At 70.1% G+C, this 17,297-nt stretch carries 17 protein-coding genes; 7 read left to right on the top strand and 10 right to left on the bottom strand.

The window, feature by feature from the left end:
- Positions 1-111: 111 nt before the first annotated feature.
- The 4 genes from AB0N66_RS04075 to AB0N66_RS04060 are packed head-to-tail and all read right to left on the bottom strand — an operon-like array spanning position 112 to position 3,806.
- A complete protein-coding gene (locus AB0N66_RS04075) occupies positions 112-1,203 on the bottom strand; it encodes an amidohydrolase family protein (protein ID WP_365428290.1) in 1,092 nt (363 codons plus the stop codon).
- Between the two features lie 10 nt (positions 1,204-1,213).
- On the bottom strand, positions 1,214-2,044 hold the full coding sequence (locus AB0N66_RS04070; protein WP_365428287.1) for an amino acid ABC transporter ATP-binding protein: 831 nt from the start codon (positions 2,042-2,044) through the stop codon (positions 1,214-1,216).
- A complete protein-coding gene (locus tag AB0N66_RS04065; RefSeq protein WP_365428284.1) occupies positions 2,041-2,874 on the bottom strand; it encodes an amino acid ABC transporter permease in 834 nt (277 codons plus the stop codon). The genes AB0N66_RS04070 and AB0N66_RS04065 overlap by 4 nt, the downstream gene beginning before the upstream one ends.
- Positions 2,871-3,806, bottom strand: a complete 936-nt coding sequence (locus AB0N66_RS04060; protein ID WP_365428281.1) for a basic amino acid ABC transporter substrate-binding protein — start codon at positions 3,804-3,806, stop codon at positions 2,871-2,873. Before AB0N66_RS04060 ends, AB0N66_RS04065 begins: the two co-directional genes overlap by 4 nt.
- Before the next feature lie 202 nt (positions 3,807-4,008).
- Between AB0N66_RS04060 and AB0N66_RS04055 the strand changes: the two genes are divergently transcribed.
- From AB0N66_RS04055 to thpD, 5 genes are all read left to right on the top strand, one after another.
- Positions 4,009-5,109 carry an aminotransferase class V-fold PLP-dependent enzyme gene (locus AB0N66_RS04055; protein WP_365428487.1) on the top strand — a complete coding sequence of 367 codons (1,101 nt, stop codon included), beginning with the start codon at positions 4,009-4,011 and terminating at the stop codon, positions 5,107-5,109.
- A 422-nt stretch (positions 5,110-5,531) separates the two neighbouring features.
- Complete coding sequence (gene ectA / locus AB0N66_RS04050; RefSeq protein WP_365428278.1) at positions 5,532-6,071, top strand: diaminobutyrate acetyltransferase; 540 nt, start codon at positions 5,532-5,534, stop codon at positions 6,069-6,071.
- A 73-nt stretch (positions 6,072-6,144) separates the two neighbouring features.
- Entirely contained in the window at positions 6,145-7,416 is a 1,272-nt protein-coding gene (gene ectB / locus AB0N66_RS04045) for a diaminobutyrate--2-oxoglutarate transaminase (RefSeq protein WP_365428275.1), read from the top strand.
- Positions 7,417-7,474: 58 nt separating this feature from the next.
- Positions 7,475-7,879 carry an ectoine synthase gene (locus tag AB0N66_RS04040; protein WP_365428272.1) on the top strand — a complete coding sequence of 135 codons (405 nt, stop codon included), beginning with the start codon at positions 7,475-7,477 and terminating at the stop codon, positions 7,877-7,879.
- A 14-nt stretch (positions 7,880-7,893) separates the two neighbouring features.
- The gene (gene thpD / locus AB0N66_RS04035; protein ID WP_365428484.1) at positions 7,894-8,790 is read left to right on the top strand and encodes an ectoine hydroxylase; all 897 of its coding nucleotides are present in this window, start codon (positions 7,894-7,896) and stop codon (positions 8,788-8,790) included.
- A gap of 317 nt (positions 8,791-9,107) precedes the next feature.
- Here the strand turns inward: thpD and AB0N66_RS04030 are convergent, their stop codons facing one another.
- The 4 genes from AB0N66_RS04030 to AB0N66_RS04015 all read right to left on the bottom strand — a co-directional run bounded on the left by AB0N66_RS04030 (position 9,108) and on the right by AB0N66_RS04015 (position 12,551).
- Complete coding sequence (locus tag AB0N66_RS04030) at positions 9,108-10,157, bottom strand: aminotransferase class V-fold PLP-dependent enzyme (protein WP_365428270.1); 1,050 nt, start codon at positions 10,155-10,157, stop codon at positions 9,108-9,110.
- A 97-nt stretch (positions 10,158-10,254) separates the two neighbouring features.
- On the bottom strand, positions 10,255-10,974 hold the full coding sequence (locus AB0N66_RS04025; RefSeq protein ID WP_365428267.1) for a DsbA family oxidoreductase: 720 nt from the start codon (positions 10,972-10,974) through the stop codon (positions 10,255-10,257).
- A 75-nt stretch (positions 10,975-11,049) separates the two neighbouring features.
- Positions 11,050-11,550, bottom strand: a complete 501-nt coding sequence (locus tag AB0N66_RS04020) for a GNAT family N-acetyltransferase (RefSeq protein WP_365428264.1) — start codon at positions 11,548-11,550, stop codon at positions 11,050-11,052.
- On the bottom strand, positions 11,547-12,551 hold the full coding sequence (locus AB0N66_RS04015) for a helix-turn-helix domain-containing protein (protein WP_365428261.1): 1,005 nt from the start codon (positions 12,549-12,551) through the stop codon (positions 11,547-11,549). The genes AB0N66_RS04020 and AB0N66_RS04015 overlap by 4 nt, the downstream gene beginning before the upstream one ends.
- A 70-nt stretch (positions 12,552-12,621) precedes the next feature.
- Between AB0N66_RS04015 and AB0N66_RS04010 the strand changes: the two genes are divergently transcribed.
- On the top strand, positions 12,622-14,016 hold the full coding sequence (locus AB0N66_RS04010) for an MFS transporter (protein WP_365428258.1): 1,395 nt from the start codon (positions 12,622-12,624) through the stop codon (positions 14,014-14,016).
- A gap of 161 nt (positions 14,017-14,177) precedes the next feature.
- Here the strand turns inward: AB0N66_RS04010 and AB0N66_RS04005 are convergent, their stop codons facing one another.
- The gene (locus tag AB0N66_RS04005) at positions 14,178-14,786 is read right to left on the bottom strand and encodes a DUF1349 domain-containing protein (protein ID WP_365428255.1); all 609 of its coding nucleotides are present in this window, start codon (positions 14,784-14,786) and stop codon (positions 14,178-14,180) included.
- Positions 14,787-14,834: 48 nt separating this feature from the next.
- The gene (locus AB0N66_RS04000) at positions 14,835-16,364 is read right to left on the bottom strand and encodes an aldehyde dehydrogenase (NADP(+)) (RefSeq protein ID WP_365428252.1); all 1,530 of its coding nucleotides are present in this window, start codon (positions 16,362-16,364) and stop codon (positions 14,835-14,837) included.
- Between the two features lie 132 nt (positions 16,365-16,496).
- On the opposite strand from AB0N66_RS04000, the gene AB0N66_RS03995 reads away from it, so the two are divergent.
- Positions 16,497-17,270, top strand: a complete 774-nt coding sequence (locus AB0N66_RS03995; RefSeq protein WP_365428249.1) for an IclR family transcriptional regulator — start codon at positions 16,497-16,499, stop codon at positions 17,268-17,270.
- The last annotated feature ends 27 nt before the right edge of the window (positions 17,271-17,297 follow it).

Below are 17,297 nucleotides of genomic sequence, written 5' to 3'. Positions count from 1 at the left end.
GCGTCGACGCCCTCCTCCGCCTTGCAGCTCGACGCACCAAGCCGCGCTCACCTGTGTCAATGAGGCACCGCAACCGTCCTCCGACCTGATCCGCCGGACAGATCCCGGCGCCTACCCCACGACCCACCCGTTCAGCACGATCCGCCGAGGGGCGGCCAGCACGCGTACGTCCGCCCGCGGATCCTCCTCGTACACCACGAGGTCCGCCGGTGCCCCCTCGTCGAGCCCCGGGCGTCCAAGCCACTGCCTTGCGCCCCACGCCGTGGCCGACAGTGCCTCGACCGGCGGGATTCCGGCCTTCGTCAGTTCGGCGACCTCGTCCGCCACCAGCCCGTGCGCCAGCGACCCGCCCGCGTCGGTGCCGACGTACACGGGGATCCCGGCGTCGTACGCGGCGCGCACGGTGTCGTAGCGCCGTTCGTACAACTGGCGCATGTGGGCGGACCATTGGGGGAACTTCGCCTCGCCGCCGTCGGCGAGCTGCGGGAAGATCGCGATGTTGACGAGGGTCGGGACGATCGCCACTCCGTGCTCGGCGAAGAGCGGGATGGTGTCCTCGGTCAGGCCCGTCGCGTGCTCGATGCAGTCGATGCCGGCCTCGACCAGGTCCCGCAGCGAGTCCTCGGCGAAGCAGTGCGCGGTGACACGGGCGCCGAGGCGGTGGGCCTCGGCGATCGCGGCCTCGACGGCGTCCCGGGGCCAGCAGGCGCTCAGGTCGCCGGTGCCGCGGTCGATCCAGTCGCCCACCAGCTTGACCCAGCCGTCACCGCGCCGGGCCTCCTGGGCGACGTACGCGACGAGGTCCTCCGGCTCGATCTCGTGGGCGAAGTTCCGGATGTAGCGGCGGGTGCGCGCGATGTGGCGGCCCGCGCGGATGATCTTAGGGAGGTCTTCGCGGTCGTCGGTCCAGCGGGTGTCCGAGGGCGAACCCGCGTCCCGGAGCAGCAGGGTGCCGGCCTCGCGGTCGGTCAGCGCCTGCTTCTCGGCGACGTCGGCGGGGACGGGCCCGTGCAGGCCGAGCCCGACGTGGCAGTGCGCGTCGACGAGGCCGGGCAGGGCCCAGCCGTCGACGGTACGGATGTCACGGGCGCCGGCGGGGCGCTCGTACGCGATCCGGCCGCCGACGACCCACAGCTCGTCGCGGACGTCGTCGGGGCCGACGAGGACCCGTCCCCTCACGTGCAGCACAGTGCGATCGCTCATGCACTGCACCCTAATTGGGGCCCTGCTCCCCCTTGCCCACCTGGTCCGAGACCTCTTCCTCCACGTCCGCCATCGCGGGGTCGAGGAGACGGGACAGGAAATGGCGCGTCCGCTCATGGCTCGGGTTGCCGATGACCTGGGCGGGGGCGCCCTCCTCGACGATCACGCCGCCGTCCATGAAGACGACGCGGTCGGCGACCTCGCGCGCGAAGGTCATCTCGTGGGTGACGACCATCATCGTCATGCCCTCGTTGGCGAGCATCCGCATGACCGCGAGTACGTCGCCGACGAGTTCGGGATCGAGGGCCGAGGTCGGCTCGTCGAAGAGCATCACCTCGGGGCCCATGGCCAGCGCACGGGCGATCGCGACACGCTGCTGCTGACCGCCGGAGAGGGAGGCCGGGTAGGCGTCGGCCTTCTCGGACAGGCCCACGCGCCGCAGGTTCTCCGCGGCGATCCGGCCGGCCTCGGCCTTGTCCCGCTTCAGGACTCTGCGCTGCGGCAGCGTGAGGTTGTCGGTCACCGACAGGTGCGGGAAGAGGTTGAACTGCTGGAAGACCATGCCGATACGGCGGCGTACGGCATCGATGTCGACATCGGGGTGCGTGATCTCCGTACCGCCGACGAAGACCTCACCCTTGGTGGGCTCCTCAAGGAGGTTCACACAGCGCAGCAGCGTGGACTTGCCGGAGCCGGACGGGCCGATGACGCAGACGACTTCGCCGGAGCCGATCTCCAGGTCGATGCCGCGCAGCACCTCGTTGTCGCCGAAGGACTTGTGCAGGCCCTTGACCTGGATCTCTGGTGTCTGACGGATCTCTGGTGTCGTGGACGTGCTCACTTGGTGGCCTCCCCGGCCTTCGTCTCGAGGCGGCGCACGACGAAGCCGAGCGGGATCGTGACCAGCAGATAGCACAGGCCCGCGACCAGGATCGGCGTGGAGTTGGCGGTCTGGCTCGCCAGGTCGCGCCCGAACTTGGTGAGTTCGCGTTCCTCCAGCGTGACACCGAGGAACAGCACCAGCGAGGAGTCCTTGAAGAGGAGGACGAGTTCGTTGGTGAGCGGCGGGATCACGATGCGGAACGCCTGCGGGATGATGATCGAGACCATGGCCCGGATGTGCGAGAAGCCCAGCGAACGGGCCGCCTCCATCTGCCCCTTGGGCACAGCCTGGATGCCCGCGCGGATCGTCTCGGCCATGTACGCGGCCGAGACCAGGCCGAGGGCCAGCGCCACCTTGCCGTACGTGCCGCCGGGGATCTCCGTGCCCGGGAACGCGAGCGGCACGGCGACGCCCACGAACACGAAGATCAGCAGGGCGGGCAGGCCGCGGAAGATCTCGATGTAGATGCCGGCGACCCAGCGGTAGGGGCCCACCGGGGACAGCCGCATCAGGGCGACGATCATGCCGAGCACGAGCCCGAAGACGAAGCCGGACATCGTGTAGAGCACGGTGTTCTTGAGCGCCATCGTGATGACGTCCGGGAACATCTGCGTGACCAGGTCCCACTGCGCGAACTGGTTCTTCAGCTGCCCCCAGTCGGCCGTGAGCGCGAAGGCGATCACGGCCGCGACGAACACGACGTACTGGGCACCGCGTGACAGCGCGCGCTTCTGACGCCGGGTCAGGCCGCTTTTGCGGGGCTGGAGTCGGGTGTCGGTACCACTCATGAGGCGGACGCGGAGACGGAGGCCGAGGCGGCGTCTGTCGGGGTGGCGGAGTCGGACGGGGTGGAGGCGGCCGAGTCGGACGGCGAGGGGGACACCGAGGCGGACGGGGACGCGGAGGACGCGGACTCGTCGTACGGGCCGATCCACTTCTCGTACAGCGTCTTGTACGTGCCGTCGGCCTTCGCGTCCGTGAGCGCCTTGTTGATGGCGTCGACGAGCGCGGTGTTGCCCTTCTTCACCGAGAAGCCGTACTGCTCACCGGTGTTGATGTTGTCGGCGACCTCGAAGGCGTCCGCGTTGGCCTTGTCCTTCAGCCAGCCCTGGACGACCGGGTAGTCGATGATGACGGCCTGGACCTGCCCGGTGCGCAGGCCGTTGAGGACGGCGTCGGAGGACTCGAAGGAGACGGGGTCGAGGCCGTGACTCGTGGCGTAGTCCTCGCCGGTCGTCTGCGCCTGGGTGCCGACCTTCTTGCCCTTGAGGTCGGCGAAGGAGGTGATGCCGCTCTTCTTGTCGACCAGGACGGCCTGCGTCGCGTCGAAGTACGGGTCCGAGAAGTCGACGTTCTTCTTGCGCTCGTCGGTGATCGTCATGCCGGCCGCGGCGAGGTCGCACTCGCCGGAGTTGAGGAACGCGCCGGTCTTGAAGTTCTCGAAGGGCGTGTCGATGAACTCCTGCTTCACGCCCAGGTCCTTGGCGACCAGGTCGATCAGCGAGACGTCGAAGCCCTGCACCTTGCCGTCGATCTCCGACTGGAAGGGCGGGTACGGGAGGTGGGTGCAGGTGGTGAGCTGTCCCGCCTTGACGAGCTTGACGCCCTTGACGGTGGTCGAGCCGCCGTCGTCCGAGGAGCAGCCGGCCACGAGCAGCAGCCCGGCCGTCGCGGTGGTGGCGGCCAGAAAGCGGGATCGGCGTCCGAGGACCGAGTTCACGGGGGACCTCCTGTGGGGGACAGTGGGTTCTGATTATAAGGAAAGGTTTGAGGCACTCAAACCAATCCGATGGTCACTGAGCCGTCCGGCCTCAGAAGTCGCCGGTCCGAGGCTGAGTAGTGGCGCCGGTTACGCTCTGACCCATCCGATTCATTGCCCCTCGTGGGCCTCGTTAGACCCTGTGAGCGAAGAGAGCACCGTCGTGACCCACCCCTTCCTGGACCTGGCCCCGCTCGGCGCGGCGCACTTCGCGGCGATCGAGGACCGTGTGGCGCGACTGCTCTCCACCGAGCAGGACGTCGTGATCATGCAGGGCGAGGCGCTGCTTCCCCTGGAGGGGGCCATCCGCGGGACGGCTGGACCCGGCACGACCGCGCTCAATGTGATCACCGGTCCGTACGGGCAGACCTTCGGGGACTGGCTGCGGGACTGCGGGGCGACGGTGATCGACCTGGCGGTGCCGTTCCATACGGCGGTCACCGCCGCGCAGGTGCGGGAGGCGTTCGCCGAGCATCCGTCGATCGACTTCGTGTCGCTGGTGCACGCCGAGGCGGCGACGGGCAACACGAACCCCGTCGCGGAGATCGGCGAGGTCGTACGGGAACACGGCGCCCTCTTCTACCTCGACGCCGTCGCCTCGATCGGCGCCGAGCCGGTGCTGCCGGACGCGTGGGGTGTCGACCTGTGCGTGATCGGGGCGCAGAAGGCGATGGGCGGGCCCGCCGGGGTGTCGGCCGTGTCGGTGAGCGACCGGGCGTGGGCGCGGATGGCCGCGAACCCGCTGGCGCCGCGCCGGTCGTATCTCTCGCTCCTCGACTGGAAGGAGCGGTGGATCGACGGGGGCCGTAAGGCGCTGCTGCACGCGCCCGCGCAGCTGGAGATGCTGGCACTTGAGGCGTGTGTCGAGCGGATCGAGGGTGAGGGGCTCGACGCAGTGATGGCACGGCACGCGTCGGCCGCGGCGGCGACCCGGGCGGGGGCCCTTGCCCTGGGCGGGGGGCTTGAGCCGTATGTGTGCGAGGCTGCCGACGCGGCGCCCGTCGCCACGACGCTGCGGACGCCGTCGGGGGTCGACGCGTCCGGGGTTGTCGCCAGGGCGCTGGCCGCGGATCCGGTGCTGCCGTTGGTCGCGGGCGGGGGTGCGCTCGCGAAGGCGATGATCCGGGTGAACCACTACGGGCCCGACGCGACCCGGGGGGTCGTGCACTCCAGCCTTGCGGCGCTTGGTGCTGCGCTGGGCGAGGTGGGGGCGGTCGTTGACCTTGAGGCGGCGCGGCGGGTTGTGGCGGATGCGTGGGGGTGAGGGATGGGGGGTTGTTTCGCCCCCTCCGCCCCTACCCATTCCCGTCCCCTGGGGGCTTCGCCCCCAGACCCCCCTTATCGGCCTGAACGGCCTCGTCCTCAAACGCCGGACGGGCTGAATACACTTGCTTATTCAGTTATTAATTCAGTGCAGCTTCCCACTTTCTCCTGCCCGCTTTTCTGGTGCCTAAACGCTAAGATTCCGCGAACGCCAACCTCGTAATTCGGGCGCATCTCGTGGTGATTTCGTGGCTGTGACACACTCCACAGGGCGTCCGCTTACTGCCTATTTTTACCGTTAAAAACGGACCAAAACGAGCCGAAGTGCGAGCCGTCCGCGCCCGCGTGATAACACGTGGGCGCTTCGTACGTAACCCCGCACGACGATGCGATTTCGAATTTCCCTGGGTAAATTCACTCCGCATGACCGCCGCACACGCACACCCGCAAGCGGAATTCGTGGAAATGCCGGAGAGCCTTCGGATCGACCGTCCGGAGGTGGCCGACGGGGCCGCGCTCTGGCGTATCGCCAAGGACTCCCGAACCCTCGACCTGAACTCCTCGTACAGCTATCTGCTGTGGTGCCGTGACTTCGCCGGTACGTCGGCGGTGGCTCGGGACACACAGGGCGTGCCCGTCGGTTTCGTCACCGGGTACGTCCGGCCCGACCGTCCGGGCACGCTGCTCGTGTGGCAGGTGGCCGTCGACGGCGCGTACCGCGGGCGGGGTCTCGCCGCGGCGCTGCTCGACGGGCTGACCGCGCGGGTCGCCCAGGAGCAGCGGATGACCGCCGTCGAGACCACCATCACGCCGGGCAACACCGCTTCCGAGCGGCTGTTCAACTCGTACGCGCGCCGCCACGGCGCGGACGTCGAGCGTGAAGTGCTGTTCCAGGCAGGGCAGTTCCCGGACGGTTCGCACGACCCCGAGGTGCTGTACCGCATCGGGCCACTGTCGTTGTGAACCCCACGACTTCTGAACCCCCGCAACTTCCGTTGAACCCCCACGACTTCCGTCTCCCAGGAGGAGATTCACTGTGACCATCACCCAGCCCGACCTGAGCGTTTTCGAGACCCTGGAGTCGGAGGTGCGGAGCTACTGCCGCAGCTGGCCCACCGTCTTCGACCGTGCGCAGGGCAGCCGTATGTACGACGAGGACGGTCATGAGTACCTGGACTTCTTCGCGGGCGCCGGGTCACTCAACTACGGGCACAACAACCCCGTACTCAAACGGGCGTTGATCGACTATCTGGAGCGGGACGGTGTCACCCACGGTCTCGATATGTCGACGACCGCCAAGCGCGCGTTCCTGGAATCCTTCCAGAAGGTGGTGCTGCGGCCGCGCGACCTGCCGTACAAGGTCATGTTCCCTGGTCCGACGGGCACCAACGCCGTCGAGTCCGCGCTGAAGCTGGCCCGGAAGGTGAAGGGGCGCGAGGCCATCGTGTCCTTCACCAACGCCTTCCACGGGATGTCCCTTGGCTCGCTCGCCGTGACCGGCAACGCGTTCAAGCGGGCCGGCGCCGGCATCCCGCTGGTGCACGGCACCCCGATGCCCTTCGACAACTACTTCGAGGGCCAGATCCCTGACTTCCTGTGGTTCGAGCGGCTCCTGGAGGACCAGGGCTCCGGGCTCAACAAGCCCGCCGCCGTGATCGTCGAGACCGTGCAGGGCGAGGGCGGCATCAACGCCGCGCGCCCGGAGTGGCTGCGGGCGCTGGCCGAGCTGTGCGAGCGGCAGGACATGCTGCTGATCGTCGACGACATCCAGATGGGCTGCGGCCGTACGGGGGCGTTCTTCTCCTTCGAGGAGGCGGGGATCGTGCCCGACATCGTCACCGTCTCCAAGTCCATCTCCGGCTACGGACTGCCCATGTCGCTCTGCCTGTTCAAGCCCGAGCTGGACATCTGGGAGCCGGGCGAGCACAACGGCACCTTCCGCGGCAACAACCCCGCGTTCGTCACGGCCACCGCCGCCCTGGAGACGTACTGGACCGACGGCTCCGCAATGGAGAAGCAGACCCGCGCCCGCGGCGAGCAGGTCGAGCAGGCGCTGATCTCCATCACCGAGGAGAACCTCGCCGACATCAAGGAGTACCGGGGGCGTGGCCTCGTCTGGGGCCTGGAGTTCAAGGACAAGAAGCGCGCCGGACGCATCGCGCAGCGCGCCTTCGAACTCGGGCTGCTGATCGAGACCTCGGGCCCCGAGAGCGAGGTCGTCAAGCTGCTTCCGGCGCTGACGATCACGCCGGAGGAGCTGGACGAGGGGCTCCGCACCCTTGCCCGCGCCGTACGAGAAACCGTCTGAGAAGCACGACAGAACCCCGAGAGCACGAGAGAACACGCGAGAGAGGGAGCGCACCACCGTGATAGTCCGTTCGTTCAAGGACGTCGAAGGCACCGACCGGCATGTGAAGGCGGCATCCGGTACCTGGGAGAGCAAACGCATCGTGCTCGCCAAGGAGAAGGTCGGCTTCTCCCTCCACGAGACGACGCTGTACGCGGGTACCGAGACGTCGATGTGGTACGCGAACCACATCGAGGCCGTGCTCTGCGTCGAGGGCGAGGCCGAACTGACCAACGACGAGACCGGCGAGACGCACTGGATCGAGCCCGGGACGATGTATCTGCTGAACGGCCACGAGCGCCACACCATGCGTCCCAAGACCGACTTCCGGTGCGTCTGCGTCTTCAACCCGCCCGTCACAGGACGGGAGGACCACGACGAGAACGGCGTCTACCCGCTGCTGACCGAACCCGAGGAGGTCTGAGCCCGATGAGCACCATGAGCACGACGAACACGATCACCGACCTGTACCCCAGCCGCGGCGCCACCGAGGTGTCCGCGCCCCGCCAGGACCCGGTCGTCTGGGGCGCCCCCGGCACACCGGGACCGATCGCGGTGTCCGAGCTCCAGGCGTACGAGCGTGACGGCTTCCTTCCTGTCGAGGAGCTCATCGGCGATGACGAAGTCGCCGTCTACCGGCAGGAGTTGGAGCGGATCATCACCGATCCCGCGATCCGCGCCGACGAGCGGTCCATCGTCGAGCCGACGTCGCAGGAGATCCGGTCCGTCTTCGAGGTGCACCGGATCAGCGAGGTCTTCGCCCGTCTCGTGCGCGACGAGCGGGTCGTCGGCCGGGCCCGGCAGATCCTCGGCTCCGACGTGTACGTCCATCAGTCGCGGATCAACGTCAAGCCCGGCTTCGGCGCGAGCGGCTTCTACTGGCACTCGGACTTCGAGACCTGGCACGCCGAGGACGGTCTGCCGAACATGCGGACCGTGTCCGTGTCGATCGCGCTGACCGAGAACTTCGACACCAACGGCGGCCTCATGATCATGCCGGGGTCGCACAAGACGTTCCTCGGGTGCGCGGGGGCCACGCCGTCCGACAACTACAAGAAGTCCCTCCAGATGCAGGACGCCGGCACTCCCTCCGACGAGGCACTCACCCGCTTCGCCACCCGGCACGGCATCAAGCTCTTCACGGGCAAGGCCGGTTCGGCGACCTGGTTCGACTGCAACTGCATGCACGGCTCGGGCGACAACATCACCCCGTTCCCGCGCAGCAACGTCTTCATCGTCTTCAACAGCGTGGAGAACGCGGCGGTCGAGCCGTTCGCGGCGCCGGTGCGACGGCCGGAGTTCATCGGGGCGCGGGACTTCACGCCGGTGGGGTGAGCTAGGTCCTGTCGTCAGATTCCCGTCGTCGCCCGGAGGGCGGCCTCGCGCCCGCTGCGGTAGCAGCTTGTGTCGCAGTAGGTGCGTGCTCTCGGCGTGCCGGGCGTGGACCCTCGTACTGGACCGTACTTGGGTCTGCGCCCGGTGCGGCGAGAGGGCGTGCATGGCGTCGCGGGGCTGGGGGCACCTCCCACGCCCTTAAGGCAGTGGGGGAGGGAATTTGACGACGGGGCCCAGGACCATCCCGCGGGCGCCCTTGCGGTGACGGGCCTCGCTGCGCACCCGGTCCACGACCCGCCGGTGCGCGAGCGAGGGACTCAGCCGGACAGGACGTCAAGGAGCCGGTCGACGTCGGCGGAGGTGTTGTACAGGTGGAAGGCGGCCCTCAAGTTTCCGGCTCGGTCGGAGACTTCGACTCCTGCGCGGCTCAACTCGGTCTGCCGGTGGCCGAGTCCGGGCACGGAGACGATGGCCGATCCGGGGGCGGGGACGGGTTCATGACCCAGTCGGTGCAGACCTGCACGGAAACGGTCCGCGAGTGCCAGGTCATGGGCGCGTACGGTGTCGACGCCCAGCTCCTCGATCAGCTCCAGTGAGTGCCGGGCGCCCGCGTACGAGAAGAGGCTGGGGCTCTCGTCGAACCGCCTTGCAGAGTGGGCGAGTTCCTGGACGGGGCCGTAGCAGCTGTCCCAGGGGTGTTCGCCCGCGACCCAGCCCGCGAAGACCGGAACGAGCCCGCCGAAGTCCTCCGGAACGACCAGGAAGGCCACGCCGCGCGGGCACACCAGCCACTTGAAGGCGACGGAGGAGACGAAGTCGTACGCGTCCGCCTCGATCGGCAGCCAGCCCACGGCCTGGGACGCGTCCACGTACGTACGGGCGCCGTGCTCGCGCGCGGCCGCGCGGATCGCCGGCAGGTCGGCGATCCGGCCGTCGGCGGACTGCGCGGCGCTGACCGCGACGAGCGCGGTGTCCGGGCGTACCGACTCGGCGATCCGCTCCAGCGGCACCGTGCGTACCTTGAGGCCGCGGCGCATGTGGAACGGATTCACGACGGAGGCGAAGTCGGCCTCGGCGGTGAGGACTTCGGCGCCTTCGGGGAGCGAGGCGGCGATCAGGCCGGTGTAGACGGCTACCGAGGCCCCGGCCGCGACCCGGCGGTCCGGGACGCCGACCAGGCGGGCGAAGGCGGCCCTGGCCGCCTCCACGTCCGCGAACATGTCCTGCGGCTGCCCTGCCGCCACGGACTCGACGCCGGCCCGCATGGCGTCCACCGCGCGGACCGGGAGCAGCCCGGTGCTCGCGGTGTTCAGGTAGGTGTTCTTCGGGGCGAACTCGGCGCGTACGAGAGTCTCGAAGGTCTCCATGGGAACCACTCTGCGGCCCCGCGAACTCCCCGTCCATCGCCGATTTCTACTCGGATCCGCCAAGGAGCGCTTATACAAGCCCTCCGACCTGGGCTTTTCAGCTCTGCGGTACGGCGCACCCGTCCGGTCCGCAGACCTCGGAGTCGGGGGTCGCCTGCTGGATCAGCTTCAGCGGCGGGCGCTCGCCCCACGCCTGGGTCAGCGCCTGAGCGAAGACCTCGGCCGGCTGCGCGCCGGAGACGCCGTACTTGCGGTCGAGGACGAAGAACGGGACACCGTTCGCGCCCAGCTCGGCGGCCTCGCGCTCGTCGGCGCGGACGTCGTCGGCGTACGCGGCCGGGTCGGCGAGCACCTCACGGGCCGCGTCCGCTTCGAGCCCGGCGGCGACGGCCAGTTCCACGAGCCGCTCGTCGTCTCCGAAGACGGACCGCTCCTCGGCGAAGTTCGCCCGGTAGAGGGCGCCGATCAGCTCGTCCTGCCTGCCCTGCGCCTTGGCGAAGTGGAGCAGGCGGTGCATGTCGAAGGTGTTGCCGTGGTCGCGGTCCCGGGTGCGGTACTCAAGGCCCTCGGCGGCGGCCTGCGTGCCGAGGTTCTCCTCACCGGCCCGCGCCTGCGCCTCGCTCATGCCGTACTTCTTGGTCAGCATCTTCAGGACGGGCTGGATGTCGCCCTTGGCACGGTTCGGGTCGAGCTCGAAGGAACGGTGCACCACCTCGACCTCGTCGCGGTGCGGGAAGGCATCGAGCGCCTTCTCGAAGCGGGCCTTGCCCACGTAGCACCAGGGGCAGGCGATGTCGCTCCAGATCTCGACGCGCATGTCTTCGGCTCTTTCCAGGTCGTACGGCTACGGAGGCGCCCTCCGCTCCGTACGTGAACGTTCAAGCGGCCCGGCTCATTCCCCGGTCACCGCGAGATGGAGGGTCACATGGTGCTCGTCCGCCTCAGGCTCCCGTTCTCGGGTCCAGCCCTGGCGGGCGTAGAAGGCCTGCGCCCGCTCGTTGTCGACGTGCACATGGAGGGTGGCGGTCCGCTTCCCGTCGGTCCGCCACTGTTCCAGGCAGGCCGCGTGCAGGTCCGCGCCGATGCCCATCCGCCAGTTACCGGGGTCGACGTGGAACTGGAAGAGGGTCACGGAGTCGGTGGGGGCGGCCTCGGCCGTACGGAAGGAGGCGATGCCCACGAGGCGCCCGTCGCGGACCGCGCACAGGACGTGCGCGTCCGGGCGCTCGATGGCGCTCCGCCAGCCCGCGGGCCAGTCGAACCCGTCCTCCGGCAGGCCGTCGGGATAGTAGGTGGCGCGTGCCCGCGCATGCAGCTCTGCGATGTCGGCGGCCTCGCTGGGCAGGGCGGTCCTGATCAGCAGGGAGCCGACGGTGCGGTGGGTTCTGATCATGCAGGGGAGGACGGGGCAGGCGTCGGTGCGGTTCCGAGGCGGGTGAACTGGGTGCGGTACGCGCTCGGGGTCAGACCGGTGCGGCGGACCAGGTGGGCACGGAGCGAGTCGGCGGTGCCGAGGCCGCTGGCGTGGGCCACGTGGTCCATGGGCAGGGTGGTCGTCTCCAGGAGTTCCCTGGCGCGTTCGATGCGCTGGTGGAGGAGCCACTGGAGCGGGCTGACCCCGCTCTCGGCGTGGAAGCGGCGGGTGAGGGTGCGCACGCTGACGCCCGCGTGGCGGGCCAGGTCGGTGAGGGTGAGCGGCTTGTCGAGGTTGCGCATCGCCCAGCCCCGGGTGTCGGCGCACGCGGTGCCGCGCTCGGGCGGCAGCGGGGTCTGGGCGAACTGGGTCTGGCCACCGGGCCGTACGGGGGCGACCAGCGCGGTGCGGGCCACCTCGTTGGCGACGGCGGCGCCGTAGTCGGTGCGGACGATGTGGAGGCAGAGGTCGATTCCGGCGGCGTACCCGGACGACGTCATGATCTGGCCGTCCTGCACATAGAGGACGTCGTCCGTGAGGTCGATCCGCGGGTACCGCCTGCGGAGTTCCTCGGCCTGGTTCCAGTAGGTCGTGGCCCGGCGGCCGTCCAGCAGGCCCGCCTCGGCCAGGGCGAAGGCGCCGCTGCAGATGGAAGCGATCCGCTTGCCCGCGGCGGCGGCCTCCCGGAGGGCCCCGACCGTGCGCGGGTCGGGCGTGTACCGCTGCCCGGTGCCCGCGACGACGACCATGTCCGCGTCCCGCACGACGTCGAGACCGTGCCGGACATACAGGTCGAGACCGCCGGTGGTCGGGACCGGGCCTGGATCCGGAGCACAGATGACCACTTCGTAGCCCGGCCCGCCGTCGACCTCGACCTTCTCCAGCAGGAGCTCCGGAATGGCGAGGTTGAACATCGAGACGGGGGTCGCCGCGATGACGGCGACGTGGCGGGGACCGCTCGACCGGGGCGATCGGGGCATGGCCAGAACCTCCGGAGGTATGGCATTCGGGCCACTACTGTACGCCGACGCGGATCCGCAGCATGGAGGCATGGCAACCGACTCGACCGCCGAAACCCTGTCCGCCGCTCATCAAGCCCCTGCGGGGACCGAGGAGTTGGTGCATCCCCCTGCTCCCTCCTCCCCCGCCCTCACGCTCACCGCAGCTCTCCTCGGCTTCGCGTTGATCACGCTCGACGCGTCCGTCGTGAACGTGGCGCTCCCGTCGATCGGGGCGGCGCTCGGGGCCGGGATGTCGGGACTGCAGTGGGTCGTGGACGCGTACACGCTGTCGTTCGCGGCGCTGATGCTGTCCACCGGGGCGTTCTCGGACCGGGCCGGGGCGAGCCGGGCGTACGGCATCGGGATCACGGTGTTCACGCTCGCTTCGGTGGCGTGCGGTCTCGCGCCGACTCTGCCGGTGCTGGTCGGCGCGCGCGTCGTCCAGGGGGCCGCGGCGGCCGTGGTGCTGCCGGCCTCGCTCGCGCTGGTGCGGCAGGCGTACCCGGATGCCGCGAAGCGGGCGCGGGCCGTTGCCCTGTGGGCGGCGGGCGGGTCGGTCGCGGTGGCGCTCGGGCCGGTTGCAGGTGGTGCGCTGACCACGGTGTGGGACTGGCGGGGGATCTTCTTCATCAACGTGCCGTTGGGGGCGGTGGCGCTCACGCTGCTGGTCCGCGCACCACGTTCGCAGGGGCGGCCCGCGCCGCTGGATCTGCCCGGTCAGCTGGCGGCGGTCGTGGCGCTCACAGCGGTGACGTTCGCGGTCATCGAGGGCGGTACGGCGGGGGTGGTCTCGCTGGTGGTGGCCGGGGTCGCGGGTCTGGCCTTCGTCCGGGTCGAGGCGCGGCAGGCGCACCCGGTCGTGCCGCTGGAGCTGTTCCGCAGCCGGAACGTGACCGTGGCCGTCGCGGCGGGGGCGGCGTGCAGCGTGGCCTTCTACGGGCTGGTGTTCCTCTTCTCCCTGTTCTTCCAGCAGGTCCAGGGGCATTCGGCGCTGTACGCGGGGCTGATGTTCCTCCCGATGACCGGTCTCATCGCCGTCACGAACATCGCCGCGGGCAAACTGTCGGGGCGGTTCGGGCCTCGCCTGCCGATGCTGCTTGGACAGTCACTGGCTGCGGTGGGGGCGCTGGTCCTGCTGTACGTCGACGCCTCGACGCCCGCCGGGCTGGTCGCCGCGCTGCTCGTCCCCATGGCTCTTGGCTGCGCTCTGACGATTCCGCCGCTGACGGCCGTGATGATGGATGCGGTGCCCTCCGACCGGGCGGGGCTGGCGGCGGGGGTCCTCAACTCGGCGCGGCAGGTGGCCGGAGGGCTGGCCATCGCTGCGTTCGGGTCGCTTGTGGCCGGTGGGTTCGAGACGGGGCTGCGGGTGAGCCTTGCGTTGAGTGCGGGGGCGCTGGCTGTGACGGCGGTGGCTTCGGTGGGTTTGCGGGTGGCGCGCTAGAGAGTCTTCCGCCCCCTCCGCCCCTGCCCGTCCCGTACTTCCGGGGCTACGCCCCGTTTCAGCCCGTCCGGCGTTTGAGGACGAGCGCGTTCAGCGCGATACGGGGGTCTGGGCGCGGAGCCCCCAGGAACAAGGGACGGGAAGGGGCGGAGGGGGCGAAATCAACTGCCGTCCCTCAGGTCCCGCGGCCAGTTCTCCCGGAACTCGATCCCGTCGTACGTCACCACGCACCCCTCCCCCAACGGGGATTGCGTCATGAAGCCGACCAGAGCCGCCGAGGTCTCCTTCTCGTCGCCCAGAGTGAAGAGCCGGACGAAAGTCCACCGCACACCGTCACGCGAAGCATGGAAGGCGAAGGCCCGGCCGGTACGGCTGACCCGGAGCCAGACCGAACTGCCGTCGACGGTGAAGGAGTTGGCATCGTCGGAGTGGCCCCGGGTGACCACCGTGCAGACGGTGGCGACATCCGGGGAGTACTCCAGGCAGAGCTTCGCCCAGGCCCGCTCCCCCACGTGGACGTAGAGGACGCCCGCGTCGAAGGAGCCCGCGAACCCGACGGTGACCCTGGCGATCAACTGGAAGTCGCCCTCCGGCTCACCGAGCAGCCGGGGCGCGTCGGAGGCCGCGTCCAGGCCCTCACCGGTGGGCGGCACGAAGCGGTCCTGCCGGGCGCCCGCCCAGCCGGCGAGCACCCCGTCCTCGTACGACCAGTGACCGTCAGGCCCGTACGTGCGAAGCCGGAACGGGAGTTCGGGGAGATCGACATCCATCCGCCGAGTCTTCCAGGTCACGCCCGGCATGTCCCGGGCGGCTCCCACTCAGCGTTCCAGCCGGCCGTCGTAACGGCGCGGCAGCCCCAGCGGGTTGTCGTCCCGGAGCTCGGGCGGCAGCAGCGCCTCAGGCGTGTTCTGGTACGCCACCGGACGCAGCCACCGCTCAATGGCCGTACCGCCGACGGAGGTTGAGGTGGATGTCGTAGCGGGGTAGGGGCCTCCGTGGTGCTGGGCGGGGGCGACCGCGACGCCGGTCGGCCAGCCGTTGACCAGGACGCGGCCCGCGAGCGGGGTCAGCTCGGCGAGGATCTCGGCGCCGCGCCCCTCGCCCGCCGCCTCCTCGGTGGAGAGCTGCACGGTCGCGGTGAGGTTGCCGGGGAGCCGGGAGAGCACCGCGCTGGCCTCGGCGTCGTCCTCGTAGCGGGCGATCACGGTGAGCGGGCCGAAGCACTCCTCAAGGAGCAGGTCGTGCTCGCCCTCGGAGGTGAGCTTGCTCGCGGGCACGGTCAGGAAGCCGGGGCTCACCGTGTGCTCGCTGCCCGCGCCCGGGGTCACCGGGGCCTCCACGTCGGGGAGTTCGGCGCGCTCGGCGACCCCGGCGATGAAGTTGTCGCGCATGCGGTGGTCGAGAAGGACGCCCGCGTCGGTGTCGCTGACGGCGTCCGTGAGCGACTTGACGAAGCGGTCGCCGGCCGCGCTCGCCGGGGCGAGGACCAGGCCCGGCTTCACACAGAACTGGCCGACGCCCAGCGTCATCGAGCCCGCGAGCCCGGCGCCGATCGCCTCGGCGCGCTCGGCCGCCGCGGCCTCGGTGACGACGACGGGGTTCAGGGAACCCAGCTCGCCGTGGAAGGGGATCGGCACGGGGCGGGCGGCCGCCGCGTCGAAGAGGGCACGGCCGCCGCGTACCGAACCGGTGAAGCCGGCCGCCGAGATCAGCGGGTGCCTGACCAGCTCGACGCCCGCCTCGAAGCCGTGGACCAGGCCCACCACTCCCGCGGGGATGTCGTGCTGGGCGGCGGCCCGGCGCAGGTTGGCCGCGACCAGCTCGGAGAGCCCCGGGTGGTCCGGGTGGGCCTTGACGACGACCGGGCAGCCCGCCGCCAGCGCGCTCGCGGTGTCGCCGCCGGCGACCGAGAAGGCGAAGGGGAAGTTCGAGGCGGAGTAGACGGCGACGACGCCCAGCGGCACCTTGTAGCGGCGCAGGTCCGGGATCGGCGGGGTCGCGGTGTCGTCGGGGTGGTTGATCACGACGTCGAGGAAGGCGCCCTCGTCGACGATTGTTGCGAAGGCCCGCAACTGGTAGCAGGTGCGGGCGAGTTCGCCGGTGAGCCGGACGGGGCCGAGCGCGCTCTCCGCGTCCGCGGCCTCGACGAGGTGTTCCTTGGAGCCTTCGAGCAGGTCGGCGGCGGTGCGCAGGAAGGCCGCGCGTACCGTCCGGTCGGCGAGGGCCGGGCGCGCTGCGTGCGCGGCGCGGACGGCTTCGTCCACCTCCTGGGCTGTGGCCTCCACCGCAACCTGTTCCCGCTGCTTCCCGGTTCGGGGGTCGACACTCCAGACTGGTGCTGCTGCCACCGCGGGTCCCTCCAAGATGTGATGCCGCAGTTCTGTGTCACTCACCAGGGGCGTTCGATATGCTGAACGCTGTCTCTGATGGTGAATATGCTGTTGGAGACTATTTCCCGTCGAACGAAGGGGTCAAGGGCGATGTCGGCAGTCGAGACAGGCGGCGGGGCGCAGGTGAAGTCCGCGGTGCGGACCGTGGAATTGCTCGAGTACTTCGCCGGCCGGCCAGGTATGCACTCGCTCGCCTCCGTGCAGGAAGCCGTCGGCTATCCGAAGTCCAGCCTGTACATGCTGCTGCGCACGCTCGTCGAGCTCGGCTGGGTCGAGACGGACGCGACGGGCACGCGGTACGGCATCGGCGTACGGGCCCTGCTCGTCGGCACCTCGTACATCGACGGCGACGAGGTGGTCGCCGCGGCCCGCCCGACCCTGGACCGCCTCTCCGACGACACGACGGAGACCATCCACCTGGCCCGCCTGGACGGTACGAACGTCGTCTATCTGGCCACCCGCCAGTCGCAGCACTACCTCCGCCCCTTCACCCGGGTCGGCCGCCGCCTCCCCGCCCACTCGACCTCGCTCGGCAAGGCGCTGCTCGCCACCCACACCGACGAGCAGGTCCGCAAGCTGCTCCCCGAGACGCTCCCGGCGCTCACCGAGCACACGATCACCGACCGGGAGAAGCTCATCGAGGAGCTGCACCAGGTCCGTGAGCAGGGCTTCGCCGTGGACCGCGAGGAGAACACGCTGGGCCTGCGCTGCTTCGGCGTCGCCATCCCGTACCGGACCCCCGCCCGCGACGCGATCAGCTGCTCGGTACCCGTGGCGCGCCTGACCCCGGCGCACGAGCAGCTGGTCAAGGACGCGCTGTTCGACGCCCGCGACCGCCTCACGCTGGCGACGCGCAGGCTGTGAACCGGTGAACCCGCTGCCGGGCGGCGG

It is taken from the genome of Streptomyces sp. NPDC093544 (assembly GCF_040683495.1).
In the GTDB taxonomy this organism is placed as follows: domain Bacteria; phylum Actinomycetota; class Actinomycetes; order Streptomycetales; family Streptomycetaceae; genus Streptomyces.
Note: the sequence above shows the minus strand (reverse complement) of the source record. Positions and strands in the feature narration are given on the sequence as shown.